Annotated in this window: 25 protein-coding genes and 1 riboswitch; of the genes, 4 read left to right on the top strand and 21 right to left on the bottom strand. The window is 44.1% G+C overall.

Annotation, left to right across the window (positions count from 1 at the left end):
• Window positions 1-96: 96 nt before the first annotated feature.
• The 5 genes from GDZ68_RS08465 to GDZ68_RS08445 all read right to left on the bottom strand — a co-directional run bounded on the left by GDZ68_RS08465 (window position 97) and on the right by GDZ68_RS08445 (window position 4,270).
• The gene (locus GDZ68_RS08465) at window positions 97-1,158 is read right to left on the bottom strand and encodes a sulfate/molybdate ABC transporter ATP-binding protein (RefSeq protein WP_153721844.1); all 1,062 of its coding nucleotides are present in this window, start codon (window positions 1,156-1,158) and stop codon (window positions 97-99) included.
• Complete coding sequence (cysW, locus tag GDZ68_RS08460) at window positions 1,155-2,027, bottom strand: sulfate ABC transporter permease subunit CysW (RefSeq protein ID WP_153721843.1); 873 nt, start codon at window positions 2,025-2,027, stop codon at window positions 1,155-1,157. The genes GDZ68_RS08465 and cysW overlap by 4 nt, the downstream gene beginning before the upstream one ends.
• Before the next feature lie 13 nt (window positions 2,028-2,040).
• Complete coding sequence (cysT, locus tag GDZ68_RS08455; protein WP_153721842.1) at window positions 2,041-2,874, bottom strand: sulfate ABC transporter permease subunit CysT; 834 nt, start codon at window positions 2,872-2,874, stop codon at window positions 2,041-2,043.
• A gap of 24 nt (window positions 2,875-2,898) precedes the next feature.
• Window positions 2,899-3,942 (bottom strand): sulfate ABC transporter substrate-binding protein, encoded by a 1,044-nt coding sequence (locus GDZ68_RS08450; protein WP_153721841.1) that lies wholly within the window; start codon window positions 3,940-3,942, stop codon window positions 2,899-2,901.
• A 124-nt stretch (window positions 3,943-4,066) separates the two neighbouring features.
• Window positions 4,067-4,270, bottom strand: coding sequence for a YezD family protein (locus GDZ68_RS08445; RefSeq protein ID WP_153721840.1), 204 nt, complete (start codon window positions 4,268-4,270; stop codon window positions 4,067-4,069).
• 465 nt (window positions 4,271-4,735) lie between these two features.
• Between GDZ68_RS08445 and metE the strand changes: the two genes are divergently transcribed.
• Window positions 4,736-7,027 carry a 5-methyltetrahydropteroyltriglutamate--homocysteine S-methyltransferase gene (metE, locus tag GDZ68_RS08440; protein WP_153721839.1) on the top strand — a complete coding sequence of 764 codons (2,292 nt, stop codon included), beginning with the start codon at window positions 4,736-4,738 and terminating at the stop codon, window positions 7,025-7,027.
• 41 nt (window positions 7,028-7,068) lie between these two features.
• Here metE and GDZ68_RS08435 read toward each other — a convergent pair whose 3' ends face one another.
• From GDZ68_RS08435 to cobT, 9 genes are all read right to left on the bottom strand, one after another.
• Complete coding sequence (locus tag GDZ68_RS08435; protein WP_228551054.1) at window positions 7,069-8,388, bottom strand: Na+/H+ antiporter family protein; 1,320 nt, start codon at window positions 8,386-8,388, stop codon at window positions 7,069-7,071.
• A gap of 154 nt (window positions 8,389-8,542) precedes the next feature.
• Entirely contained in the window at window positions 8,543-10,063 is a 1,521-nt protein-coding gene (gene hutH / locus GDZ68_RS08430; RefSeq protein ID WP_153721837.1) for a histidine ammonia-lyase, read from the bottom strand.
• Window positions 10,064-10,233: 170 nt separating this feature from the next.
• The gene (gene hutP, locus GDZ68_RS08425; RefSeq protein WP_153721836.1) at window positions 10,234-10,683 is read right to left on the bottom strand and encodes a hut operon transcriptional regulator HutP; all 450 of its coding nucleotides are present in this window, start codon (window positions 10,681-10,683) and stop codon (window positions 10,234-10,236) included.
• Between the two features lie 154 nt (window positions 10,684-10,837).
• Complete coding sequence (gene ribH, locus GDZ68_RS08420) at window positions 10,838-11,305, bottom strand: 6,7-dimethyl-8-ribityllumazine synthase (RefSeq protein WP_153721835.1); 468 nt, start codon at window positions 11,303-11,305, stop codon at window positions 10,838-10,840.
• Window positions 11,306-11,317: 12 nt separating this feature from the next.
• Complete coding sequence (locus GDZ68_RS08415) at window positions 11,318-12,511, bottom strand: bifunctional 3,4-dihydroxy-2-butanone-4-phosphate synthase/GTP cyclohydrolase II (RefSeq protein WP_153721834.1); 1,194 nt, start codon at window positions 12,509-12,511, stop codon at window positions 11,318-11,320.
• 22 nt (window positions 12,512-12,533) lie between these two features.
• On the bottom strand, window positions 12,534-13,178 hold the full coding sequence (gene ribE, locus GDZ68_RS08410) for a riboflavin synthase (protein WP_153721833.1): 645 nt from the start codon (window positions 13,176-13,178) through the stop codon (window positions 12,534-12,536).
• Window positions 13,179-13,181: 3 nt separating this feature from the next.
• Complete coding sequence (gene ribD, locus GDZ68_RS08405; protein WP_153721832.1) at window positions 13,182-14,270, bottom strand: bifunctional diaminohydroxyphosphoribosylaminopyrimidine deaminase/5-amino-6-(5-phosphoribosylamino)uracil reductase RibD; 1,089 nt, start codon at window positions 14,268-14,270, stop codon at window positions 13,182-13,184.
• Window positions 14,271-14,397: 127 nt separating this feature from the next.
• A riboswitch (FMN riboswitch) is annotated at window positions 14,398-14,543 on the bottom strand.
• A 160-nt stretch (window positions 14,544-14,703) separates the two neighbouring features.
• Window positions 14,704-15,615 carry a heme o synthase gene (gene cyoE, locus GDZ68_RS08400; protein WP_153721831.1) on the bottom strand — a complete coding sequence of 304 codons (912 nt, stop codon included), beginning with the start codon at window positions 15,613-15,615 and terminating at the stop codon, window positions 14,704-14,706.
• Between the two features lie 184 nt (window positions 15,616-15,799).
• Entirely contained in the window at window positions 15,800-16,840 is a 1,041-nt protein-coding gene (gene cobT, locus GDZ68_RS08395) for a nicotinate-nucleotide--dimethylbenzimidazole phosphoribosyltransferase (protein ID WP_153721830.1), read from the bottom strand.
• 233 nt (window positions 16,841-17,073) lie between these two features.
• Between cobT and GDZ68_RS08390 the strand changes: the two genes are divergently transcribed.
• Window positions 17,074-17,574: a ferritin gene (locus GDZ68_RS08390; protein WP_153721829.1), complete on the top strand. Its 501-nt coding sequence runs from the start codon at window positions 17,074-17,076 to the stop codon at window positions 17,572-17,574.
• Between the two features lie 19 nt (window positions 17,575-17,593).
• Here GDZ68_RS08390 and GDZ68_RS08385 read toward each other — a convergent pair whose 3' ends face one another.
• The 5 genes from GDZ68_RS08385 to GDZ68_RS08365 form a co-directional block, all read right to left on the bottom strand.
• Window positions 17,594-17,806, bottom strand: coding sequence for a cysteine-rich CWC family protein (locus tag GDZ68_RS08385; RefSeq protein WP_153721828.1), 213 nt, complete (start codon window positions 17,804-17,806; stop codon window positions 17,594-17,596).
• Entirely contained in the window at window positions 17,803-17,952 is a 150-nt protein-coding gene (locus GDZ68_RS08380; RefSeq protein WP_153721827.1) for a hypothetical protein, read from the bottom strand. The genes GDZ68_RS08385 and GDZ68_RS08380 overlap by 4 nt, the downstream gene beginning before the upstream one ends.
• A 15-nt stretch (window positions 17,953-17,967) precedes the next feature.
• A complete protein-coding gene (locus GDZ68_RS08375) occupies window positions 17,968-18,966 on the bottom strand; it encodes a YcjF family protein (protein WP_153721826.1) in 999 nt (332 codons plus the stop codon).
• A gap of 106 nt (window positions 18,967-19,072) precedes the next feature.
• On the bottom strand, window positions 19,073-19,630 hold the full coding sequence (locus tag GDZ68_RS08370) for a DUF420 domain-containing protein (RefSeq protein WP_153721825.1): 558 nt from the start codon (window positions 19,628-19,630) through the stop codon (window positions 19,073-19,075).
• 69 nt (window positions 19,631-19,699) lie between these two features.
• Window positions 19,700-20,590 (bottom strand): LysR family transcriptional regulator, encoded by an 891-nt coding sequence (locus tag GDZ68_RS08365; RefSeq protein WP_153721824.1) that lies wholly within the window; start codon window positions 20,588-20,590, stop codon window positions 19,700-19,702.
• A gap of 129 nt (window positions 20,591-20,719) precedes the next feature.
• Here GDZ68_RS08365 and GDZ68_RS08360 point away from each other — a divergent pair, with 129 nt between their 5' ends.
• On the top strand, window positions 20,720-21,694 hold the full coding sequence (locus GDZ68_RS08360) for a DMT family transporter (protein WP_153721823.1): 975 nt from the start codon (window positions 20,720-20,722) through the stop codon (window positions 21,692-21,694).
• 64 nt (window positions 21,695-21,758) lie between these two features.
• On the opposite strand, the gene GDZ68_RS08355 is transcribed toward GDZ68_RS08360, so the two are convergent.
• Window positions 21,759-23,375: a methyl-accepting chemotaxis protein gene (locus GDZ68_RS08355; RefSeq protein ID WP_153721822.1), complete on the bottom strand. Its 1,617-nt coding sequence runs from the start codon at window positions 23,373-23,375 to the stop codon at window positions 21,759-21,761.
• A gap of 293 nt (window positions 23,376-23,668) precedes the next feature.
• On the opposite strand from GDZ68_RS08355, the gene GDZ68_RS08350 reads away from it, so the two are divergent.
• On the top strand, window positions 23,669-24,106 hold the full coding sequence (locus tag GDZ68_RS08350) for a hypothetical protein (RefSeq protein ID WP_153721821.1): 438 nt from the start codon (window positions 23,669-23,671) through the stop codon (window positions 24,104-24,106).
• 145 nt (window positions 24,107-24,251) lie between these two features.
• Here GDZ68_RS08350 and GDZ68_RS08345 read toward each other — a convergent pair whose 3' ends face one another.
• Window positions 24,252-24,650, bottom strand: a complete 399-nt coding sequence (locus GDZ68_RS08345; protein ID WP_153721820.1) for a hypothetical protein — start codon at window positions 24,648-24,650, stop codon at window positions 24,252-24,254.
• Window position 24,651: the final 1 nt, after the last annotated feature.

Genomic DNA, 24,651 nt, shown 5'->3' with positions numbered 1-24,651 from the left:
TCTAGATAACTTTCAACTGAATTGTGAAAATTTGCACAGCACTTTATCGACCTATCATTCTATGACCTGTTCAACAGTTATATAACAGAGGCGATTTTAAATTACATAATCATCAGGAGTGAATACATGCAGCTGATTCGGTTTCACAAAAACCAATTCCTTAATCTGCAGTCTCAGCTCAGTAAACTGCTCTCTGGATAATTCTGCTTCCAGATATTCTTCGCTGTCCTGCCTTTTCAATTCAATTCTGACTGATTTTCCGAATGCCTGGATATAGGTGATCCAGGCAGGAACCGAATCTTTCAGCGCATGGTCGCGGGATATCGAAATATCATGCGGTCGGACGAAACCGACAGCCGTTTCACTTTGGCTGACTATGTCTCCATTAATTTCCCATTCACAGACTCCTTGGTGCAGCTTGCCTTTTTCCAGCCGTCCTTTAAATAAATTGACATCGCCAAGGAAGTTATAGACAAACGGGCTGTTCGGATGATGATAGACTTCATCAGGAGAGCCTTCCTGAATAATCTTCCCGTCATTCAAAATGACAATGCGGTCGGCCACATCCAGTGCTTCTTCCTGATCATGCGTCACAAAAATTGTTGTGACCGCTACTTCATCGTGCAAACGACGCAGCCATCTTCTCAGCTCTTTGCGCACTTTCGCATCCAGCGCGCCGAACGGCTCGTCAAGCAATAAAATCTTCGGCTCCACTGCCAATGTCCGCGCTAAAGCGACCCGTTGGCGCTGCCCCCCTGAAAGCTGGGACGGATAACGGTCAGCAAAACCTTCCAGACGGACGAGCTTTAGTAATTCAAGCACTTTTTCCCGGATTACCTTTTTCGGCAGACGATCTTTTCTTTTTTTCACCTTCAAGCCATATGCGACATTCTCAAATACAGTCATATGTTTGAACAGTGCGTAATGCTGGAAGACAAATCCTACATTTTTCTCTAATTCATTCCCTTCGTCTGCGTCAAAACGGATGCTTCCTTCATCTGCGCCTTCCAGTCCTGCAATGATGCGCAGAAGCGAAGTTTTCCCTGATCCAGACGGCCCGAGCAATGCGACCAGTTCACCGGACGGGATATCCAGATCAATTCCTTTCAGCGCCTGGTAGTTCCCGAACCGTTTCGATATATCTGTCAGCCGGATCATGCCTTCTCCCCCATTCCTTTATCCATCTTCCATTCGAAAAAATTCTTCAGTACCAATGTGAATATAGCTGCCACCGACATTAATGACGCGACAGCAAATGAAGCCGTAAATTGATATTCATTATATAATATTTCAATATGCAGAGGCATTGTGTTGGTCAATCCGCGTATGTGGCCGGACACAACGGAAACAGCACCAAATTCTCCGATTGCCCGAGCATTACAAAGGATAATTCCATACAGCAGTCCCCATTTAATATTCGGCAGCGTCACGTGAATAAACGTTTTCCAGCCGCTCGCGCCTAACAGCATGGATGCTTCTTCTTCAGATGACCCTTGCGCCTGCATGATCGGAATTAATTCTCTTGCGACGAACGGAAACGTGATAAACATTGTCGCCAGGATAATTCCCGGCACCGCGAATATAATTTTTATATCATTTTCGAACAGCCATTCACCGAACACTCCCTGACCGCCGAATAGCAGCACGAATACAAGGCCGGCGATGACAGGTGAAACGGCAAACGGCAAATCGATCAATGTGATGAAAATGCTCTTTCCTTTAAATCGAAATTTCGTGATACACCAGGCCGCCGCAATGCCGAAGACTGCATTCAACGGCACGGCGATTGCGGCTACAATCAACGTCAATTTAATGGCGGACAGTGCATCAGGGTCGGAAATCGCCGCTAAATATACTTGCCAGCCTTTGCTGAAAGCCTGAGTAAAAATGATAATCAAAGGAAATAGCAGAAACAGAATTAAAAAAACCGTAACCATGATAATCAACGCAATCCTGACCACCGCAGGTTCGGTAGTCGCATGTTTTCTCACGTCAGCTGTCTGTTCCGGTGATAGTTCGATAGCCATGACAGCCCCTCCTTCAGTTTTCCTCCGTTTTCCTTGATGCCCACCATTGCAGTCCGTTGATGCACAACAGCAGAATAAAGGAAATGACAAGCATCACGACCGCAATCGCAGTGGCGCCTGCATAATCGTATTGTTCCAATTTCGTCATGATGATCAGTGGTGTAATTTCCGTTTTCATTGGCATATTTCCTGCGATGAAAACGACGGAACCATATTCACCGAGCGCCCTTGCAAATGTCAGCGCAAAGCCCGTCAGAGCGGCGGGCACGATTTCCGGAAAGATAATATGCTGGAACGTCTGCAACCGCGTAGCCCCCATCATGTAAGATGCTTCCTCCAGTTCGCGCTCTAACCCCTGCAATATCGGCTGTACCATCCGAACGACGAACGGCAAGCCGACAAATACGAGCGCCATCGTAATACCAATCGGCGTGTAGACGATTTTGAAAGGAATCCACTGACCAATCCATCCCTGTTCCGCATAGAGAGTAGTCAGCGCAATTCCCGCGACCGCGGTCGGCAAAGCAAACGGCAGATCGATCAATCCGTCAAGAAGTCTGCGGAATGGAAAGCGATAGCGGGTGAATACCCAGGCAATTAGAATTCCGAAAACGAGATTGATGACAGCTGCGAGAAAAGCCGTACCAAAACTTAATTTGTACGATGCGACAACCCGCTTGTCTGTCACGACTCCCAGGAATTCTTCCCATGAAAGCCCGGCAGTTTTCAAAAATACCATCGAAAGCGGAAGCAATACGAGGAGGCTCAAATAAAATAATGAAAATCCCAAGGTTAGACCGAAGCCCGGTAATGAACGGCTCGGTCTGGCGGGCTTTGCGAGTGTCATTCCAATCCCTCACTTTCTGTCCAATTACGGCGAATCTGTGTAAATTTCATCAAATGTCCCGCCATCTGCAAAATGTTCTTGCTGCGCCTTGGCCCAGCCGTCGAAGTATTCAATCGTTTCTAGTTTCATCTCGGGGAACTGACCGCTGTACTTCTTCAAAATCGCTTCGTTTCTCGGCCGGTAATAGTGTTTAGCAGCCAGTTCCTGCCCGATATCCGTATACAAATATTTCAGATATTCTTCCGAGACTTCTTCCGTTCCCTTTTTCTTTACTATTTTCTCCACTACTGCCACGGGCGGCTCAGCCAAAATACTGATAGACGGTGTAATGATTTCGAATGTATCTTCACCGAATTCATCCAATGAAAGGAAAGCTTCATTCTCCCATGCCAGTAACACATCGCCAATCTTTCTTTCGACAAATGTCGTAGTGGCGCCCCTTGCACCCGTATCCAGTACTTCGACGTTTCGGTACAGATCACCGACAAATTGTTTAGTTTTATTTTCGTCATCATTGAATTTTTCCTGCGCATAAATCCATGCGGCCAAGTAGTTCCAGCGCGCTCCACCGGATGTTTTCGGATTCGGCGTAATTACCGACACATCTTCTTTCACTAAGTCATCCCAATCCGCAATATTTTTGGGATTGCCTTTTTTCACTAAAAAAACGATGGTTGACGTATAAGGTGTCGAGTTATCCTCCAATTTTCCCTGCCAGTCTGGTGGAAGGAGTTCACGATGTTTGGCGATTTCATCTATATCTCCCGCCAATGCTAGTGTCACGACATCTGCTTCAATTCCATCAATAACAGATCGGCCCTGTTTTCCAGAGCCTCCGTGTGACTGCTGAATGGAAACTTTCTGTCCTTTTTCATCTTGCCAATACTCACTAAATGCCTCATTGAATTCTTCATAAAATTCCCGAGTCGGATCATACGACACATTAAGCAATGTCACTTCTTTCTTTTCTTCAGCCTTCGCTGTACCGTCTGCTGCATCTTCTTTTCCTAAACAGCCAGTCAACAATACTAAAATACTAAGCCAGATTACTGCAAATCGCTTCTTCATTTCCCATCTCTCCCTTTACTACCGGTCGAGCCCGGCACCTGTAATTTCAGCCAGTACACTTTTCAAATAAAAAAGGCTGACATGTTTACGCATACCTATGGTGAGGTATCCCAACATGCAGCCTTCAGTGTGTCTGATCAGCCCGCGTATTCAATTTGTCCCGTTTGAGTAGACCGCCCTTTTCTTCTTTCATTGATTGGAATCGAAATTTTTCAAGTCGTTCAATTTGTGCGATTTGCCCATTATGAATCACGAGTGTTACCGTTCCATAATCCAATCCCTGACAAGCCTGCCGGATGTAAGGAATCCATTTTTCCTCTTCGCTCAATATCTTTCACTCTCCTTCTCCAATCATTTTAACATCTAAAATCATACTAAACCAATGGGTTATATAAACTTAAATACATCCTACCGTTAAATTTTGTATTTGTCCAGACCTTTTTATAATTATATTAAATTTGACACCTAAACAGCTGTGTGATAGTTTTAGAGACAATCATCTGAATTGAATAGTTTGAAAATAGGTGAAATGAAAGAATGAGTCATGTCTTTCACTTCTTAAAAGGGAATCCTTTTCTTGGAGCGGTCCCGCCACTGTGAAGACGCCTTTGCGTCCAGCCAGATACCTGCCTGTTTTCATAACGCTTAATCCTACGGTGAATAGGGAGGTGTTAGACACACGCAAATTGTAATGCATGCTTATTTACGCATGTATATTTACACATACGCGCATCTCTAACATACTTCGTTAGAGATGCTTTTTTATTAAAAAAATGTAAGGGGGAAATGAAAAATGGTAAAAAGCAGTATACTGGGTTATCCCGTTATCGGAGAAAATCGTGAATGGAAAAGGGCACTTGAAGCCTTCTGGTCGAAGAAAATTACAGAAGAGGAACTACTTCAGACAACTAAAGAGATCCGGCTGCATAACTTGAAAAAGCAGAAAGAAGCAGGAGTGGAACAGATTCCGGTAGGTGATTTCACATTGTACGACCGCGTACTGGACACTTCCGCAATGTTCGGAATCATTCCTTCCCGTTATCAGTGGAAAGGCGGTCCGGTTTCGACTGCACAATATTTTTCGATGGCACGCGGAAATGACGATGCAGTTGCATCGGAAATGACCAAATGGTTCAATACGAATTATCACTATATCGTACCGGAATATGAAGGCCAGCGTTTTCAGCTGACAGAGAACAAACCTTTGGCTGCCTATCGCGAAGCAAAACAAGAACTCAATATTGAAGGAAAGCCTGTACTTCTCGGTCCTTATACGCTGCTGAAATTATCAAAAGGCTATGAAGACAAAGACGTTCCGGCAATCATTCTTCAGCTGATTCCCCTCTATCAGCAGATACTTCAAGAACTGCAGGAGGAGGGCGTGAAGTGGGTTCAGATCGATGAACCCATTCTTTGTACATCCATCTCTGCAGATGAAATGAAAGCTGTAACAGAAATCTATCTTCAGCTGACGAAAAACATCGGCAGTCTCAATATTATACTGCAGACGTATTTCGACTCTGTTGAACATTACGAAGAAACAATTGCCCTGCCCGTTGCAGGAATCGGTCTTGATTTCGTACACGGCGGTAAAAAGAACCTTGAAAACTTGACAACCCACGGCTTCCCCGGCGATAAAATCTTAGGTGCGGGCATAGTGGACGGACGAAACATCTGGCGCTCTGATTTAGATGTTAAACTATCCCTTCTTCAGACAATCAAGCAGTATACAAGCGCAGAAAAACTATGGATTCAACCGTCATGCAGCCTCCTGCATGTACCTGTAACAATCCGTTCCGAGCAGAAACTGGACTCCGTCATCACCAATGCTCTGGCATTTGCGGATGAGAAAATCAGAGAAATCAACGCTCTCTGCAACGCAGTGCACAAAGGTAAAGAAACAGCGGCAGACTTTGCTGACAGCGAAAGAGCATTGACTGCATTCAATGAACTGTCTGCCCGCAAGCGCCTAGATATACGCGAAGCTTCATCAGGCAGTATACTATCAGACAGCAAACGTAATCTACCGTTCGCAGAGCGTAAAGCAAAGCAGCATGAAAAATTTCAACTGCCTTTACTTCCCACTACTACAATTGGAAGTTTCCCGCAAACACCGGAAGTGCGCAGGACACGTACAAAATGGCGCAAAGGTGAGATCACAGATCAGCAGTATAAGGATTTCGTCAATGCAGAAATCAGTGAATGGATTAAAATTCAGGAAGAGCTGGGTCTGGACGTCCTGGTACACGGTGAATTCGAACGTACCGATATGGTTGAATATTTCGGCGAGAAACTGGATGGTTTCGTCTTTACTGAGAAAGCGTGGGTTCAGTCTTATGGATCGCGCTGTGTCAAGCCTCCCATCATTTATGGAGACGTTGCTTTCACAAAACCGATGACTGTTGAGGAATCCGTCTATGCAAAGTCGCTGACGGATCATGAAGTAAAAGGAATGCTGACAGGTCCAGTCACGATCCTGAACTGGTCTTTCGTAAGAGATGACCTGCCAAGAGAAGAAGTCACAAATCAAATTGCTCTGGCACTTCGCAAAGAGATCGAATCACTTGAAGCAGCCGGTATTCATATGATTCAAGTAGACGAGCCTGCACTGCGTGAAGGACTTCCATTGAAGAAAACAGAATGGGATCACTACTTAAATTGGGCAGTGAATGCATTCCGCGTTGCGACTGCCTCGGTAGAAGACACGACGCAAATCCATACGCATATGTGCTATTGCGACTTCAACCACTTTATCGATGCAATCAGTGCACTGGATGCAGATGTTATTTCTATTGAAACGTCACGCAGCCACGGTGATCTGGTCGAGTCGTTCAATGAATATCACTATGATAAAGGAATTGGTCTCGGCGTCTATGATATCCACAGCCCCCGTGTGCCGGCAATAGAAGAAATGACAGCAATCATCGACAAAGGATTGGAAGTACTGGATCCTTCACAGTTCTGGATTAATCCGGACTGCGGTTTAAAGACAAGAAAGCGCGAAGAAACAATCGCAGCTCTAGAACATATGGTTAAAGCAACAGAGCAGGCACGTGAGCGTTTAGGCGTTACTGCAACAAAATGACTAAAAGAGCAGACCCGTGAATCAGGTCTGCTCTTTTTATTTTATAAAACCATTGCGGCAATAACACCAAAGATAACCAATGGAATATTGAAGTGCAAGAATGTCGGTACACATGTATCCCAAATATGATGATGCTTGCCGTCTGCATTCAGACCCGATGTCGGTCCAAGCGTACTGTCTGATGCCGGAGATCCAGCATCGCCCAGTGCTCCTGCTGTACCGATTAAAGCGGCTGTAGCAAGAGGCGAGAATCCGACCGCCATACAAATTGGAACAAAAAGTGCGGCAATAATCGGAATCGTCCCGAATGAAGAACCGATCCCCATTGTGATCAAGAGACCAACCATCAGCATGATAAAGGCGATCATCATTTTATTGTCGCCCAGTATTCCTGTTGCTGAATCGACAAGACTTTCTACAGCTCCTGTCTCTTTCAGTACAGTAGCATAACCAGAAGCAATCAGCATGACAAAAGCAATCATACCCATCATCGCGATGCCGTCATTTACGACCTTTTCCCCGTCTTTAAATGGAATAACAGTCAGGACGAACATCAGAAAGATCCCCGCGAGCGCACCAAGTATCAACGAATCCGTAGTCAGCTGGACAACCAGCGCGGCAATAATTGAAACGATTGTAAAGCCATGGCGGATATTAAATTTCAAGTCAATATTTTCCGCTTCTTCTTCTCTCAGTATATTGATTTTCTCTGCATCATCATCTGCATATTCACGCGGCTTACGATAGGAAATGAATACAGCAACCAATAGTCCGACAATCATACCACTGCCTGGAATCAACATAGCCAAGTTAGCTTCGGAAAGTGTAATATTCATTCCGCTTGCAACCATTTCATCAACAATAATTCCTTTGAAGATCAAACCGAATCCCGCAGGAATCATAATATACGGCGTTTTCAATCCGAAAGTAAGCGCTGTCGCAACACCTCTGCGGTCAATTTTCATTTTATCAAACAAATGCAGCATTGGCGGAATTAAAATGGGGATAAATGCAATGTGAATCGGTACTAAGTTTTGTGAGAAACAGGCAACGAGAGCAATTGTTAATAATAAAATAATCCGCTTGCCTCTTAATATTCTCACTAAATTCTTCACTAAAAATCCTGCAATTCCTGACATGCCGATCATTACGGCAAACATCCCGAGCAAAATATAGCTTAACGCGGTATTCGCCTGTCCGCCCATTCCTGAAACGAGCATGGACGTGGCATCTGATAAAGAAAGCCCTTCCATCAGACCCGCCACTCCTGCAGCCACTAAAATAGCGAAAATTACATTCACTCGGAATAAACTCAGTACTGCCATTATAACGACGGATACTACAACTGTATTAAATAACATTTTCTCATCTCCCATGTCTTCTATCTGCGCCCTTGAAGCAAGCGCTTACAACAACCTGCGAATAACATCCAGCTGCAGCCGGACAGAAATACTCCCCGCCGGCATTACACTGGAAATGTCACTCTTGCATCACAATATTAGGTTAGCAGTTTGATTATGCTTGTTTCGGCAGAGATTGATCCGCAAATGCTTTCCAGTCCATCTCAAGCAGCCATGCAGCAGCAGCTTCGATATCCTTAGAGAAAATGCGATCTTTTTTAATGCTTGGTACAACAGTACGAGCTTCTTCATAGAACTTCTTCGTAAAGTCAGCCAGTTTTTCAGCTCCTCTGTATTCTGCAGCCTGCATTGCACAGATCAATTCAATCGCCAGTACTCTGCGCGCATTCTGAATGATTTGGTACGCATGGCGGGAACCGATAGTCCCCATGCTGACGTGATCTTCCTGGTTGGCAGAAGACGGAATCGAGTCAACACTTGCCGGGTGAGCCAGCGTTTTATTCTCTGAAACTAATGATGCTGCAGCATATTGCATAATCATCGCTCCGGACTGTAAGCCGGGTTCTGGGCTCAGGAATGGCGGCAAATCGTTCAGCTGCGGATTGACAAGACGCTCAACCCGGCGCTCTGAAATATTCGCAAACTCTGCCATGGCAACTTTCAGGAAGTCCATAGCAAATGCGATCGGCTGGCCGTGGAAGTTGCCGCCTGAAATAACCTTTTCACCTTCATCAAAAATTAACGGATTATCAGTTGCCGCGTTCATTTCGATTTCCAGCTTTTCTCTTACATAATCAAGAACCTGCCAAGACGCCCCGTGAACTTGAGGAATACAGCGTAATGAATACGCATCCTGCACACGAAGTTCCCCTTGTCTTGTTGTCAACTGGCTGCCGATGAACATACGGCGCATACGTTCCGCTACTTCTGTCTGCTGGCGGTAGCCGCGTGCTTCGTGAACATCCGCATCGAAAGCATCCACGATTCCGCGCAAACTTTCCAATGTCAATGTAGAAATTGCTTCTGTCTGATAAGCAAGCTGTTCCGACTCGATGTAATTGACCAGTCCCATTGCGGTCATCGCCTGCGTTCCGTTGATCAGCGCCAAGCCTTCTTTCGCTTTCAATTTCACTGGCTCGATGCCTTCTTGAATCATTGCTTTCATGGATTCCATACGCTCGCCTTTATAGAATACTTCTCCTTCTCCCATCAAAACAAGTGCTAAATGTGACAGAGGAGCCAAGTCTCCGCTTGCGCCGAGTGACCCTTGCTGCGGGATAACCGCATGAATGCCGGCATTGACAAGATCCAGCAAACGTTCGATTACGACTGGGCGAATTCCTGAAAATCCTTTTAAAAGAGCATTTGCACGAAGCAATGTCATCCCGCGGGAAACCATTTCAGGAAACGGTTCGCCGATTCCGCATGCATGCGAATGAATCAAATTTAATTGAAGCTCTTCTGTATTTTCCGGTTCAATGAGCACATCACTGAATTTACCGAATCCTGTTGTGATACCGTAAACAACTTTACCTTCTGCCACAATCTTCTCTACTGCTTCACGGCTTTTCTGAACCGCTTTCATACTTTCTTCTGAAGCCTTTACCTGCACTCCATTTACCAATACTTCTCTTGCCTCTTCAATTGTCAGTGTACGTCCAGTTAATTCGATCATATTCATTTCCTCCTCGTTGTCATTTGCTCCAGTTGTATACATCTCATGAAGTAAGAAACCTTTTTGAGCAGGCAAAAAGAGGCTATATCGACAGACGGATCCCTAAAGGGGTACCGCGCATGTCAATATAGCCTCCTTATTGTCTAAATAACTATAGGCTTATTTCTTATTTACATGTGATTGATCCCTAAACCAATTGCCTCGTGTTCGAAACCGCGAACCGGTGCTCCGATTGTACCGTAAACTGCCACGGCAATCCATTCGCCTTCTGCTTCATGTTCGAAAGGCGTGCCCCGGACAATCGCAAAGCGGAGACCCGCAGTACGCAGCATGCCGCCTAATTCCACCTGGCCGCGCGTTACGCCGTGCATGGCTTCAATAATCGCGTGATACAGCGAGTGCATTTCACGATAGACATCCTGGTCTACAATTCCTTGCCGTTTTGCCAGGGTTTCGATGGCCGCTACAATCTTTTGAAACTCCATCGATCCTACTTTACCCTTACCATAACGCCACCCCAGCTGCTGTAGTTCATTCTCAATCCTTTGATCTTCTGCTTCACTCTCTGAGAACGTATACAAAACTGCCTGGCGTCCAATCCTTGTATCAAGCTTTTCCATGTTGTACCTTCTTCTTCAGATGTACTCACATCTAATTTTCACTACTGACTGACTCTATTATTGCAGATGAATTACAGTTGGTCAATACATGCACGAAAATAATTAAAGCGCTTTCTTTGTCACTGCGTTTGGAGCAGCTGCTCCAAACGCAATATTAATCAAACTGGCGCGACAGATTTGCCATTTCAATTGCCGAAACGGCTGCATCCCATCCTTTATTTCCAGCCTTTGTGCCCGCGCGCTCGATGGACTGCTCAATCGTATCTGTCGTCAATACACCGAAGATGACAGGTACTCCCGACTGAAGACCTGCCTGCGAAACTCCTTTTGCCGCTTCATTGCAGACGTAGTCAAAATGAGGCGTTGCGCCGCGAATAACAGTGCCCAGCGTAATGACTGCATCGTATTTCTTGGAATCTGCCATTTTTTTCGCAATGAACGGGATTTCAAAGGCCCCCGGCACCCACGCAATGTCCACATCCGATTCAGCTACGCCATGTCTCTTGAATGCATCCTGTGCTGCCGAAAGTAATTTCCCTGTGATAAATTCATTGAAACGCCCTACAACAATACCCACTTTTAACCCTGTACCTGTTAAATTACCTTCAAATAATTTCCCCATTGTCATCTCTCCTTAGATCGTTAATAAATGCCCGAGTTTTTCTGCTTTTGTCTGCAGATATTTTTCGTTTTCTATTTTCATCGGCAATTGAATCGGCATGCGTTCAACAACTTCCAATTCATAGCCTTTCAAACCCGCTATTTTCTTTGGATTATTGGTCAGCAGACGCATTTGTCTGATACCAAGTTCGCGCAGTATTTGTGCTCCTATACCGTAATCACGCAAATCTGCCGCAAAGCCTAATTTTTCATTGGCCTCTACTGTGTCGTATCCCTGCTCTTGCAGTTCATAGGCTTTGAGTTTGTTGATGAGGCCGATGCCTCTGCCTTCCTGACGCATATACAGCAGCACGCCGCGGCCTTCCTGCTCAATTTGCGCTAATGCGGCATGTAATTGAGGTCCGCAGTCACAGCGGAAGGATCCGAATACGTCTCCCGTCAGACATTCGGAATGAACACGTACCAAGACCGGCTCGTTCGTTGTCATATCGCCTTTAACCAATGCCACATGCTCTTTACCGGTAAGCGCCTCGGTATAACCGATCATGCGAAACTCCCCAAAATCAGTAGGCAGCTTGATTTCCGCTTCCCTTACAATTAATTGCTCCTTCTGCAGGCGATAACGAATCAAATCCTGGATCGTAATCAGCTTTAAATTCAGCTCTTCCGACATCTTCCGCAATTCCGGTACACGCGCCATCGTGCCGTCGTCATTCATAATTTCGCAGATGACGCCAGCGGGTGAACTGCCGGCAAGCCTAGCCAGGTCTACTGCAGCTTCCGTATGTCCTGTGCGTTCCAGAACCCCTCCAGATTTCGCAACCAGAGGAAAAATATGACCCGGCCGTTTGAATTCATTCGCAGCTGCAGCAGGCTCCATCATCTTGACAATTGTATCAGCACGTTCAAATGCACTGATTCCAGTATGTGTGGTGATATGGTCGACACTGATGGTAAATGCGGTGCCATGTGAATCAGTGTTATGATCTGTCATCATCTGCAATCCAAGCTGCTGTGCTTTCTCCTCCATAATCGGCACACAGATCAAACCGCGTCCTTTCGCTGCCATGAAATTAATAATCTCAGGTGTGATCTGATCTGCCAGCGCGACAAAGTCCCCTTCATTCTCACGATCTTCATCATCTACTACGATGACGACTTTGCCCTGTTTTAAATCTTCCAGTGCTTCTTCGATTGTATGAAACATTTAATTTCTCCTCCTCATTCACTCACATGAATCCATGCTGCCTCAAATAATCTTCAGACATTGTTTCTTTTTTACCGACACCCCGGTTCAGCATATTTTCCACATATTTTGCGAGCATATCACATTCAAAATTGACCGTTTCGCCTATTCGCTTGTTGGCGAGCACGGTCATTTCCTGTGAATGTGGAATGAGCGAAATGGTGATATCTGTTTGATTTACTTCAAAGATCGTCAATGATGTTCCGTCTAATGAAATCGAGCCTTTTTTAAGCAAATAAGGTTCATAGTTTTCGGGCAATGCAAGCCTGATATAAAGGGCATTATCGACAGTTCTCTTCTCACGTATCACAGCTGTTCCGTCAATATGGCCGGTGACAAAATGACCGCCAAATCGTCCGTTTGCAGCAAGTGCACGTTCTAAATTCACTCTGCTCCCGGCTGTCAGCTGGCGCAGAGATGTAGACGATACAGTTTCCGGCATCACATCAGCCGAAAACTGACTGACTGTAAACTCTGTTACCGTCAGACAGACACCGTTTACCGCGATGCTGTCACCGAGATGAACATCTGTCAGTACTTTCGAGGCAGCAATTGTCAGAGTCATCGATTGGGAACCGGGCCGTACGCTTTTGACTGAACCAATTTCTTCAATAATTCCTGTAAACACTGCTCAATCCCCCACTTTCGGTATAGCTGTTATTTTGATATCGGGACCGATTAGTTCCACGCTTTCGAAAATCAGGTTGAGAGCTTCATTCATCATGCGCGGATTCAACCCGCTGACCGGTGTCAGCGAATCCCGGCCGCCAAGCAATTTAGGCGCCATATAACAAATCACTTTCTGTACAGCGCGTGCTTTGACAAAGGAAGCATTGACCGCTGCACCGCCTTCAACTAACAGCGTCATGACATCCCGCAAGCCAAGCTCCAAGAGAATTTCTCCGATGACAAGATCAGTTTTGAGCATACGGATCACTTGAACATGAGGCTGTGTAAATAAATTTTCACGCTGCGGATCTGCATCTTTTCCGCAAAAAATCCATGTGGAAGTATCACTGTTTTGAATCACATGACTGTGTTCCGGTGTTCGCAGCCAGGTATCTAAAATAACTCGAATAGGATGTTTTCCACCTTGGGGCAGTCTGGTGGTGAGAAGAGGGTTATCATGAAGTATAGTTTGAACGCCTACTAAAATCGCATCTTGGGAATGACGAAGCAGATGGACATCGAGCCTTGCCTGCTCACTCGTCACCCATTTACTGTCTCCTGCAGAAGTTGCAATTTTACCGTCAATTGTCATCGCTGTTTTCATTGTCACATGAGGTGTTTTTGTTCGAATAAAATGAAAAAATGATTCATACAGTTTCTGTGCCTGTTTGCTGCACAGGCCATCCTGTACCTGTATACCCGCGGCTCGCAGACGTTCCATGCCTTTGCCTGCCACCAGCGGATTAGGATCCGAAATCGCGACAAATACACGTAAGACACCTGCTTGGATTATTGCATCTGCACACGGAGAGGTTCTGCCGGTATGGGAACACGGCTCCAGCGTGACATACAAATCAGCACCTTTCGCTTTTTCGCCCGCCATATCCAGCGCAATACGTTCTGCATGACTTTCACCTGCCTGCATATGCGCACCCATCCCGATCACTCGGCCGTCTTTCACCAAAACAGCACCGACCGGCGGATTGGGAGACGTCTGACCTGCAACATTTTCTGCAAGCTTCAGCGCCATTTCCATAAAGTCTTGATTCACTGCAACACACTCCAACTTGCTGTATTCCTCTGTGACATTATCAATGAAAAAAACCCCGCAGAATAAAAATGCGGGGCTTGTGACCATGACAAAATAAGCGTTATAAATGACAAATTTAAAAAACGCACTGTTCCTTCTCTCATCCAGACTGTAACTGTCGGCTTTGGAGTTTCACCAAATCCACCTTCTGCTTAATAGCATCCGGGTCACGGACTAAGAGCTCGTAAGCTCATCACCGTCGGTAGGGACTTCCACCCTGCCCCGAAGGAAACTTATTCGATTACCTACGAGTCTAGCATACCCAATTAAGAAAAGACAATATCTGAATACTTATTCAGCTGAAAATACCTAGTGCACAGTTCTTTTCGCAGAGCAGTGAGATAGAAAAAACTTCTCTTATGCCGATAAGGCAAGAGAAGTCTTCAAATCGAAATTAAAATGTCAGCAAAATCATCATGGCAAACAGCAGTGTCATATAATTTACTGAATATAAAAACATAACATTTGCCCATCTGTAATTATCTTTTGCATAAAATCCATAAATACTGGCTCCGATATACCCGAGATTCATCAAGGTGGCAACCACAAGGAAAGCTGTCCCGAACATTGGCAGTAAAAACGGCAGCGGCAGCAGGCACAGAACGTAATTCAGCATCTGACGCTTAGTAAAATCAAAGCCTTTGACGACTGGAAGCATCGCCACATTTGCCGCTTTATAATCATCGTATTTCTTCATCGCAATTGCAAAAGTATGAGGCATTTGCCAAATAAATAAAATAGCGAACAGTACGATCGGCACAATATGATTGGCGGGCATGATTGCAGCCCAGCCGATTAAAGGTGTCACTGCACCTGAAACACTTCCGATTACAGTATTTAATGTATACTTGCGTTTAGACCACATCGTATAGGGAATTACATACGTGAACCAGCCGATAAATGCATAAAGTGCTGCTTCAAAAGTCGTGAATAACAACAATAACATACCAATCCCAGATAATATCATTCCGATATTTAATACCGTTTTCAGTTGAAAATTCCCTGTAACTGTCGGCCGCTGCTGCGTTCTTTCCATAAAGGTATCGATGTCTGAATCGTACCAGTTATTCATCACCAGCGCCCCTGCCATCAGGAACGTGCTGCCGATCATCGTCAGCCAGAACATTGTCCAGTTCCCCGCAAGAGTCATTCCAGAAAAATAAAGTCCCAGCCAGAAACCAGCAAAAACCGGTAATACATTCGCGATAAGGACAGGTCCTTTAATCAATGATTTAATATCTGAGAAGAAGGCAGACGCCGAGCGGCTGTGTGTATCAGACGATACAATATGGGCTTCTTTCGTCATAAGATCCGTTCTCCTTTTCTGCTTATGTTTCACAATTAATGATAAGTTGATTACTGTATACTTCTAACTATATCATTTTCTTAAAAGTAAAATCAAAAAAACTCGATATTTTTTACAAAGTGTTACAAATCTTTGTCCACACCGAAAAAGACAGGAAAGTGTATGTAAACACCTTCCTGTTTTTCTATTCGCTTTTAGCTGAAACGCCTGCGCTTTCAAAAGTGGCCATTTCATTCACCATACGCACAGCAGACTGGATCACTCCAAAGGCAACCGCTGCTCCAGTTCCTTCTCCAAGACGCATGCTCAGTGATACAATCGGCTCTTTCCCCAGATAGCTATATGCTTTTTGATGTCCCGGTTCCATCGATTGATGACCCAGCAGCATATAATTCACTGTTCCTTTTCCAAGCCGCTCTGCTACACAGGCTGCAGCTGTAGAAATAAAACCGTCCAGAATAATCGGCACGCGATTTGTTGCTGCCGCCAGCATCGCCCCTGCCATTGCAGCTAATTCCAAACCGCCGACCTTCTGCAAAATATCATAGCCGTCTTCCGCATCAGGCTGATGAAAATCCAGAGCTCTTTTCACGACATCAATTTTATGAGCATGCTGTTCGGATGAAATGCCTGTACCGAATCCCACCAGCTCTGCAGGATCCAAACCGGTAACTGCTGCTGCTACTGCACTGCTCGCTGTCGTATTCCCTATTCCAACTTCACCGACCGCCAAACAGTCGACTCCTTTCTCAAACAAAGCCACCGCTTCTTCATAGCCAGTCTGAATCGCGCGCAAGGCTTCTTCAGCTGTCATAGCTGCTTCTTTTGCGAAATTCCGAGTACTTTCACGTATTTTCCGGTTCTTCACCGGCTCTTCGAATTCCTCGCCTTTTACTCCTACATCAACCAATGAAAATTCCGCTTGCTGCTGTCTTCCGAACACATTGATCGCGGCACCGCCCTGTGCCATATTACTGACCATCTGACGGGTTACTTCTTGCGGAAATGCTGATATCCCTTCCTCTGTCACTCCGTGGTCTGCAGCGAATACCAGAATACCGAGTTTTTCTAGATGCGGCATAAACTGTCCCTGCATTTCAGCTATCTGGACAGCTATCTCTTCTAATTTACCTAAGCTGCCGACAGGCTTCGTCAACGTGTCTATATAAGCTTTGGCTTCTGCACCAGCCCGCTGATCCAGGGCGGGTATTGTATAATTGTACATGTCAATTCCTTCTTTCACTTCATTAATTAGATATATCATTTTCATTCATATGTACAGTATATCACTAGAGTCAAAGAGTTTGATATCAGCCTTGCTTGTTCTGAGAGAAATTACACGACTCTCTAGTAAATTGAGGCTTCCTACATGTATACTTAGGAGTGTACAGCATACTTCAGATTGAAAAGCTTCCTGACAGGGTATAGAACCCTAAAAGAAAAAGGAGTCGAAAGCATATGATCAGCGAAAAATTAGCACAAGCATTGAACGAACAGATGAACAATGAATTTGCCGCAGCTCAAACGTATTTATCTATGGCATCCTATTGTGAATATCAAAATTACAGCGGTTTTGCCCACTTCTTCCTTCAACAGGTGGAAGAGGAGCGCTTCCATGCCATGAAGATTTATTCTTATTTGAACGACCGCGGCATCCGTGCCATCATTACAGAAATACCGGCGCCTGCTACATCTTTCGATAACTTGGTCCACACGTTCGAAGTGGCATTGAAACAAGAAAAAGAAGTCACGAGATCATTTTACTCAATTATGGATCTGGCATGGGAAGAAAAAGAGCATGCGACAATTTCATTTCTGAACTGGTTCCTGGATGAACAAGTTGAGGAAGAATCAACGTTTGATACACATATCGAATATTTAAAGCGTATCCGCGAAGATAAGAATGCCCTGTTTATTTACGAAAAAGAACTGGCGCAGCGTTCTTTTAAAGAAGAATAACCAACAGGCAGGCGAAGGGTCAGTGACCTTCACCTGCCTGTTTTTTTGCAGCGATTTTTTCCAGACAGTGCTGACAAATGCAGTGTTTATGCAGTTCTTGTTCTGGAATATGGAAGAAAACTTCTTCAGGAAATGTTTTAAACGTGCACCAGCAGACTCCTTTTTCTTTTGGCAGTCCATTGCCGCAATGGTTGTCCCCTTTGCAGATGGGACAGACATCCGTTGCACTCATAGCCTGTGCTTATCGAGCTCAGCTGTCTGCTTCTTCTCCAGCTTTTCAACTCGTTCTTCCAATTCTTTATTGCGTTTCATGCTTTCCATTGAATACAATCCCGCCAATAAAGCCACCACAAACGTTGCATAATTAAACCACTCCATACAGTCAGCCCCTTTTTACTTTTCTTTTTTCAAAAATGTTTTATACACCTTCTTCAATGTTGCCGGGTTCAGTTCCATCTCATTTTCATACATATATTTAACTGCATATCCCAGTGCGACAGTCATCGAACCCGCGACGCTCGCTGCCACTACCATGCCTGCACCTGGAATCACTTTGACGATTTGGCGGAATGCTGTTTTTCCGATATTGCCAACAACGGTTGCGATAATCAACTCTTTTGCATGATCCTTCGTAATCGGTTTTCCATACAGCGTTGACAGTTTCAGCATCAGACCGACCTGCAGTGTAGTAAGCGGTACAAAATCTGCTCCGGGTATCGGCACTGCACCAATTGCTGCTGCGGAAGCTCCCGCTGCTAAAATCCAACGCTTAGCGATCGATGATTTATCGGCCATATTGGATGCCAGCAGTACATCTTTATTCGTTTCTTTCAATTGCTGCAGAATTTCTTTCTGAAGAAACTCCATCTGTTCCCCTGTTTTAGATGAAACCGGGATAACGGGATAAGCAAACCCAGTATGCTCCAGTATGTAGTTCACTAAACTCGGAATGTCATCTGCGGCATCGATTTTATTAAGAACTATGATAATTTTCTTGTTAAGCGTCGCAATTTTATTCAGAGATTTCAGTTCGGTATCTGAAAGGACCGTACCCGCTGCATTCAAAAAGAATAAAATGACATCGGCTTCATTGTAGAATTTCAGTGTTTCTTGTGAATGTTCCTGGTAAATATCATCAAGTCCGGGTGTATCGACAAACAGGATATTTTCTCTGTAATAATATTTCTTTACTTCTTTTGTCTCTCCGGGCTGTGCGCCTACTTCCGCCACGTCTTTTTGCATAAGGCGATTTAATGTAGAGGACTTTCCTGCATTGATGTCACCGATCATCGCGACAAGGATTTCCTTTTTTAACTGTTCATTAATATCATCCGATTCCTGCTGAAAGATTTTGTCGAACGAGTCATCTGACATAAAATTTGTTACTTTCATACAAACACATCCATTCAACTGATTATTTGTAATATTTAGTTTACTGTGTTATAGAAAAAGCATCAGTCAAGAAATACAGATGACTGATGCTTTTTCAGTTTGTTTCTTAATAATAAGGTGAAATGAGGATATACACAAGTACACCAGTCAGACTGACATAAAGCCAGATCGGCATTGTCCAGCGCGCAATTTTTCGATGGCGTGCATTTTCCATATTCCATGCTCTTGCGACACTAGTCAGAGCAAGCGGCACAATCGCTGCTGCAAGGACAATATGTGTGATTAAGATGAAATAATAGAATCCTGCCATGAATCCGCTGCCTCCGAAAGGAGTAGACTCGGATAAAAAGTGATAGGAGACATAGGTCACGAGGAATAGTGCCGTTGTACAGAATGCTGCATAAATAAAGCGTTTATGCACCGTAATATTTTTCTTCAGTATTGCGACTAATGCGCAGACCAGGAAAATAAATGTAAAGCTGTTAAAGATGGCATTCAAAAGAGGCAGTATCGTAATATCAAATGCTGTGAAGTTTTCAACTCCGGGCATACCCGCCAACACGCCGATTGCGCCAATAAGGATAACCGAAATAATGATGATGGCCGGTTTGTAATTACGTTTTTTGAATGAGCCGTGAATTGTTGTGTGATTGCTGGGATTCATCTATAGACACTCCTAATTCTATTTTTATAAACTACCCTACATATTATCATATATAACCTTCCTGCGAAGTTAACTTTGTGTCGATTTTTGAACTTGATTGGATGTTTCTTCATGAAACTCTTCTATAATCTTAATGAACTTGTTAATTGTCGGCGTCAAATATGAATCTGATCTTCGTACAAACACCGTTTTTATGCGGCTGTATTTCGGGGGTAAAGGATACGTATGCACAAGTCCCTGTTCCACAAGATGCGCGACTGTGGACTTAGGCACAAATGTGACACCAAGCCCCGCTGCCACACTGCCAAGAATTGTTTCAAGTGTACCGAATTCCATCATTTTTGTCGGAGTGAACTGTTCATCCGCAAGCCAGAGTTCCAGCCTTTCCCGGTAGCCGCAGCCTTTACTGAAGCACAAAATCGGTTCATCTTTAATATCTTCAAGTGATTGAAAGGGTTTATCAGACAGAAGAACTAGTTCTTCTTCCAGTACATCATGCACCGCCAGATCTGGATGAGCGTGGCCCGCCGAAATAAAAGCACCGTCCAATTGATGATTCAACACTTTATACTGCAGCTCCTCCGTGACCCCGCTCAATAAAGATAAATCCACCTGTTTGTACTTTTTATTATATCTCGATAGAATTACAGGCAGTTTGATCACCGTTTCGACAGAGCCAATTTCCAGTTTTCCTGAAGGCTCCTTATCATTCTGCACGACTTTTCTCATTTCATTTGTCAAAGACAGAATCTTTTCACTATAAATGAGAAGCCTCTTTCCTTCCGGCGTCAAAATCATTCCGCGGTTATGCCGATTGAATAACGGGGTTTTCAATTCATTTTCCAGTTTCTGAATCCTGGAAGTAATGTTTGACTGTACATAACGAAGCTCTTTTGCAGCTTCCGTAATTGTTCCTTTTTCTGCAACCATCTGGAATATTTCCAAGTCCTTAAACTCCAATTTACTCCCTCATTTCTCTATTATCTCTATGGTATCAAAAAAAATGATAGTACGCATCATTATAATTCGTTTTACATGATGGCAAATCTTTAGTTTACTAGAGTTAGTACTTCGAGGAGGTTTGTTTTAATGAAAAACAGAATTTTATGGGGAGCGTTTCTATGCTTTATCGCCAGTGCGTCTTGGGGTGCGATGTTCCCTGTTGCCAATAGCGCATTTCAAGCCATAGATCCATTTTATTTTACGTTGATCCGCTATGTATCGGTAACTTTTTTACTAGTCATTTTATTGTGGTTGAAAGAAGGAAAGCAGGCATTCCGCATGGAGAAGAGAGGGCTTTCGCTTTGGTTCTTCGGCACAATGGCGTTTGTCGTCTATAATCTCTTCATTTTCTGGGGTGAGGATTTAATGGGCGAGCCAGGGATTATGGTCGCATCTATTACGGAAGCGATGATGCCGATGATTTCGATTGTCATCGTTTGGTTCGTCAGCCGGCATAAGCCACATGGTTTCACGCTGGCTTGTGTATTCACTGCATTTATCGGTGTCATGCTGGTTATAACGAAAGGCGATCTGCGCTCGTTCTTGACTGCAACGGATGATATCGTCCCGTCTCTGCTGATCTTTTTGGCGGTAATCGGCTGGGTGATCTATACAATGGGAGGTGACCATTTCAGCGCCTGGTCTGCTCTTCGGTATTCTACACTCAGCTGTCTGCTTGGTACAGCTACTGCCTGTGTCGTAGTATTTTTCGTAACTCTGACAGGTTATATTTCGGTACCGACAGTTGCTATTTTGCAGACGGTCACCCCGCATATGCTGTTCATGATTATTTTTCCGGGGATCATTGCTTTGCTCGGCTGGAATGTCGGCGTGCGGATCTTGTCTCCATTGAACGGATTACTGTTCATCAACTTCGTGCCTGTAACGACGCTGGTCATTTCATTCGTACAGGGTTATCAACTGACAGTATTTGATTACCTCGGAACCCTCTTCATCATTGCGTCACTGCTCGGCAATAACATCTTTTTACGCCTGCAACAAAAGCGCAAGGATGAAGCGAAACAATATAAGAATCAGCCTCAGCCGAGTGTGACCGCATAGATAAACAGGCTTGCTAAACCAATTGGTTTAGCAAGCCTGCTTTTCATTCCACTAGGCACCTGCTTTAAAACTTGAATCGATGAACAATTCGATTCAGTGCAGCAGCTTGATCTGTCAGTCTTACCGCATCACCGGCGAGCTGATGAATTCCTTCAATCTGTTCATCCATTCCCGCAACGGTTTCAGTAACGCTTTCCGTGAATTGCTCGGAAATAGAAGTGATCTGTTCAATGATCTTTTCAATCTGTTCGCCGTCTTTGATCAACTCTTCCGCATGTCTGCTGTTACTGCTGACAGCCGATTTCGTTTCGATGACTGCTTCGTTCATTTGATGGATGGACTGTCCTGCTACTTGGACGATTTCGACACCTTCCTGAATCGTATCGGTATTCGACTCCACCTGCTCTACAGCAATTTTCACTTCATGATTCGTCTTCTCTAATGTACGGACGACGTCGTTTGCAAAGTCATTCGTTTCTTCCGCAAGTTTCCGGACTTCATTGGCAACGACAGAAAATCCGCTGCCTGCATCTCCCGCCCGGGCTGCTTCTATCGAGGCGTTTAATGCCAATAAATTGGTCTGCTCGGCAATTTTTGTGATCAATGAAACTTTTTGGATTACCTGATTAATATCGTCTGCCACTTGCATGATTTTCTGAGAGGACAATTGGACTGCTTCATTAATTTGCTGCATTTTCTGCTCAGATTCCTCGATTGCCTGGCTGCCTTCTTCTGCGGCCGAAGAAGCCTCTTCAGATTTGGAAAGAGTTTGCTGTACACGTGATTCCATTTCCCGAATTCCCTGCATCATCGTCTGTACCATAGCATTGGCAGACTGTAGCGATGAAAGCTGCTGTTCTGTTCCGCTTTGGAAATTTTGCATCGTATCGCCGTATGCAGTAAAGACGCCTGATATCCGCTTGGCTTCAGAAGCCTGATCCTCACTGATTTGGTCTACGATACTGGATGACTGGTCGAGCTCTTTGACAATATTTTTAGTTCCAATGACCATTTTATTAATTTCAAATCCAATTTGGTTAAATTCGGATCGAGACCGTTCAGTTACCTCTGCTGTAAGGTCGCCTGCTGAAATCTTTCGCGTTACTGACCGCCATGACCGGATGCCTTTCATGACCATCTTATAGAGTGAAATGGTTGTGACTGCAGAAATAATAAGTGACACAGCAGTAAAAACCGCTCCCTGATTGAACGGGAGATTGAATAGATAAGCAAGAAACGCCATAACAGCAGCCGGCAGAATTATCGCTGCTGTCATTCCGTAAAGTATATATTTTTGATGGACAATCCGGCCAAGCCGCAGATTATAACGCATGCCATTGACTTGTGTTATCGGTACGGAGGCATCAATGAGACGCTCCCCTGATTGCCGGTCATATATTTGCAGCAACGGCTCTTTTGTGTTGGCTGCTTTAAGACCTGCCGGATCGGCAAACAAGGTCCCTTCCCACAGGCGGTTCGTGTGGATATAGCTTTTCCCGGTTTCATCGACAATAACGAAGTATTCGTCTTCTCTCAGTTCATCGTCCAGCAACTTGTGCAGCTTCTGATAGTTCGTATGGAATGATTGCTCGTTGGTAATAAAAGGCTGAATACGCTTTGTGACATCTTGCACTTTTCTCAACGCTCTTCTTGCTGATGATTTTTTCAAAAGTTTTTCCATTCACGTTCCCCCGTTCAGCGCCTATCTACTATATATTTACTATATCACATAACATGATAAAAGTAATATGAATTTTGAATAGTAAGAGTATAGTTGAGGGCTTTCCTGTTCACTTAAGAAGTTCAGGAAATAAGAAGTTCTGGATAATTTGCTAAGACTAATTTGATAGCCGTACCAACTGTAAAGTCATATTCTATTCTTTCAATAGAATAAGGCACTTAAATTGATTTACACGATATTTTCTTTTAAACTGTTTAAACGACGAATTCCAAACTATTTAGGAGTGACTTACATTGAAGAAATTATGGCTGCTGCCGGTGCTCGCTTTATTTTTAGCTGCCTGCGGAAACGACGAAGAAGCAAAACCGAAAGATGAGGATGAAATTTCTGTAGATACAATAGAGCCTGAACAAGATGCTGCAGAATCCGATCAGGCAGCAACTGAAGACAGCGAGACGGCACTTGAAAAAGAAAATACTGAAGATCAGCCGGCTTCAACTGATTCCGGACTGTCACAATACGAAGAATCCGCTGTTCTGGAAGACCATTTGCCAATGGATGAGCTTACATCCCGCGTCGAGACGGATAATCCGGGCAAACGAATCATCCTTTTCGAAAATCAAAATGGTGAAAAAGTTTATAAGAGTATTTTCATTAAGCACGACCAGCATGTGAAAATCATCGATCTAAAAGAGGATAACTTGCTTTATGAAGGCCCATTATCTAACTGATCCCTTGCACTTGCACACAAAGGATACCTGACCGCTACAATTTTCCATTCAGTATCCTTTGTGCGCAAGTTTTTCCTTTCTACAATGTTTGGTTCAACGTATAATGAGTCGTATAAAACGCATTCAAAAAATAAGTCAGATATCTTTAATTACTCAATTTTTTATAATGGGCTGAAACAGTACTGTTCCATAGAGTATTTAACTCCTCAACTTGCTCGGTATTTAAATAAGAAAAAACCCTTTTAAATTCATTTAATAAGTTTACTTCATTTAGTAGTAAAAAACCGCCTCTAACTTTTTCATCTTCTAATAATAAAAATAATAAAAAGTTTTTTCCAACATATTGATTGGTAAATAGGGTCTTAGATGGCTGAATAATTATCAAGTGAAAAATAGATGTATTCCCATACAACTCATAGTAGGCTGACTGTTCATCGCCAGAGAAATAGTTTATTCCAGTTAAATCGGCATTCATTAATAATTTAGGTCCGAGCATAAATTTCCCCTTTAGTATCTTCTGAATTTCTTTTTCCTTATTATACATT

The organism is Sporosarcina cascadiensis, from assembly GCF_009650995.1.
Taxonomy (GTDB): Bacteria; Bacillota; Bacilli; order Bacillales_A; family Planococcaceae; genus Sporosarcina; species Sporosarcina cascadiensis.
The sequence above is the reverse complement of the archived record's forward strand: the minus strand, read 5'-3'. Positions and strand labels throughout refer to the sequence as shown.

What these genes read in the sequence shown, in the direction of transcription:
- GDZ68_RS08450 (WP_153721841.1), bottom strand. Translation starts at nt 3,942, where the DNA reads ATGAAGAAGCGATTTGCAGTAATCTGGCTTAGTATTTTAGTATTGTTG.
- hutP (WP_153721836.1), bottom strand. Translation starts at nt 10,683, where the DNA reads ATGGAAAAGCTTGATACAAGGATTGGACGCCAGGCAGTTTTGTATACG.
- GDZ68_RS08415 (WP_153721834.1), bottom strand. Translation starts at nt 12,511, where the DNA reads ATGTTTCATACAATCGAAGAAGCACTGGAAGATTTAAAACAGGGCAAA.
- GDZ68_RS08390 (WP_153721829.1), top strand. Translation starts at nt 17,074, where the DNA reads ATGATCAGCGAAAAATTAGCACAAGCATTGAACGAACAGATGAACAAT.
- GDZ68_RS08380 (WP_153721827.1), bottom strand. Translation starts at nt 17,952, where the DNA reads ATGGAGTGGTTTAATTATGCAACGTTTGTGGTGGCTTTATTGGCGGGA.
- cyoE (WP_153721831.1), bottom strand. Translation starts at nt 15,615, where the DNA reads ATGACGAAAGAAGCCCATATTGTATCGTCTGATACACACAGCCGCTCG.
- cysT (WP_153721842.1), bottom strand. Translation starts at nt 2,874, where the DNA reads ATGACACTCGCAAAGCCCGCCAGACCGAGCCGTTCATTACCGGGCTTC.
- GDZ68_RS08355 (WP_153721822.1), bottom strand. Translation starts at nt 23,375, where the DNA reads ATGGAAAAACTTTTGAAAAAATCATCAGCAAGAAGAGCGTTGAGAAAA.
- hutH (WP_153721837.1), bottom strand. Translation starts at nt 10,063, where the DNA reads ATGATCGAATTAACTGGACGTACACTGACAATTGAAGAGGCAAGAGAA.
- GDZ68_RS08375 (WP_153721826.1), bottom strand. Translation starts at nt 18,966, where the DNA reads ATGAAAGTAACAAATTTTATGTCAGATGACTCGTTCGACAAAATCTTT.
- GDZ68_RS08435 (WP_228551054.1), bottom strand. Translation starts at nt 8,388, where the DNA reads ATGTTATTTAATACAGTTGTAGTATCCGTCGTTATAATGGCAGTACTG.
- ribH (WP_153721835.1), bottom strand. Translation starts at nt 11,305, where the DNA reads ATGGGGAAATTATTTGAAGGTAATTTAACAGGTACAGGGTTAAAAGTG.
- cysW (WP_153721843.1), bottom strand. Translation starts at nt 2,027, where the DNA reads ATGGCTATCGAACTATCACCGGAACAGACAGCTGACGTGAGAAAACAT.
- GDZ68_RS08385 (WP_153721828.1), bottom strand. Translation starts at nt 17,806, where the DNA reads ATGAGTGCAACGGATGTCTGTCCCATCTGCAAAGGGGACAACCATTGC.
- GDZ68_RS08370 (WP_153721825.1), bottom strand. Translation starts at nt 19,630, where the DNA reads ATGAATCCCAGCAATCACACAACAATTCACGGCTCATTCAAAAAACGT.
- GDZ68_RS08360 (WP_153721823.1), top strand. Translation starts at nt 20,720, where the DNA reads ATGAAAAACAGAATTTTATGGGGAGCGTTTCTATGCTTTATCGCCAGT.
- GDZ68_RS08465 (WP_153721844.1), bottom strand. Translation starts at nt 1,158, where the DNA reads ATGATCCGGCTGACAGATATATCGAAACGGTTCGGGAACTACCAGGCG.
- metE (WP_153721839.1), top strand. Translation starts at nt 4,736, where the DNA reads ATGGTAAAAAGCAGTATACTGGGTTATCCCGTTATCGGAGAAAATCGT.
- cobT (WP_153721830.1), bottom strand. Translation starts at nt 16,840, where the DNA reads ATGTACAATTATACAATACCCGCCCTGGATCAGCGGGCTGGTGCAGAA.
- GDZ68_RS08345 (WP_153721820.1), bottom strand. Translation starts at nt 24,650, where the DNA reads ATGTATAATAAGGAAAAAGAAATTCAGAAGATACTAAAGGGGAAATTT.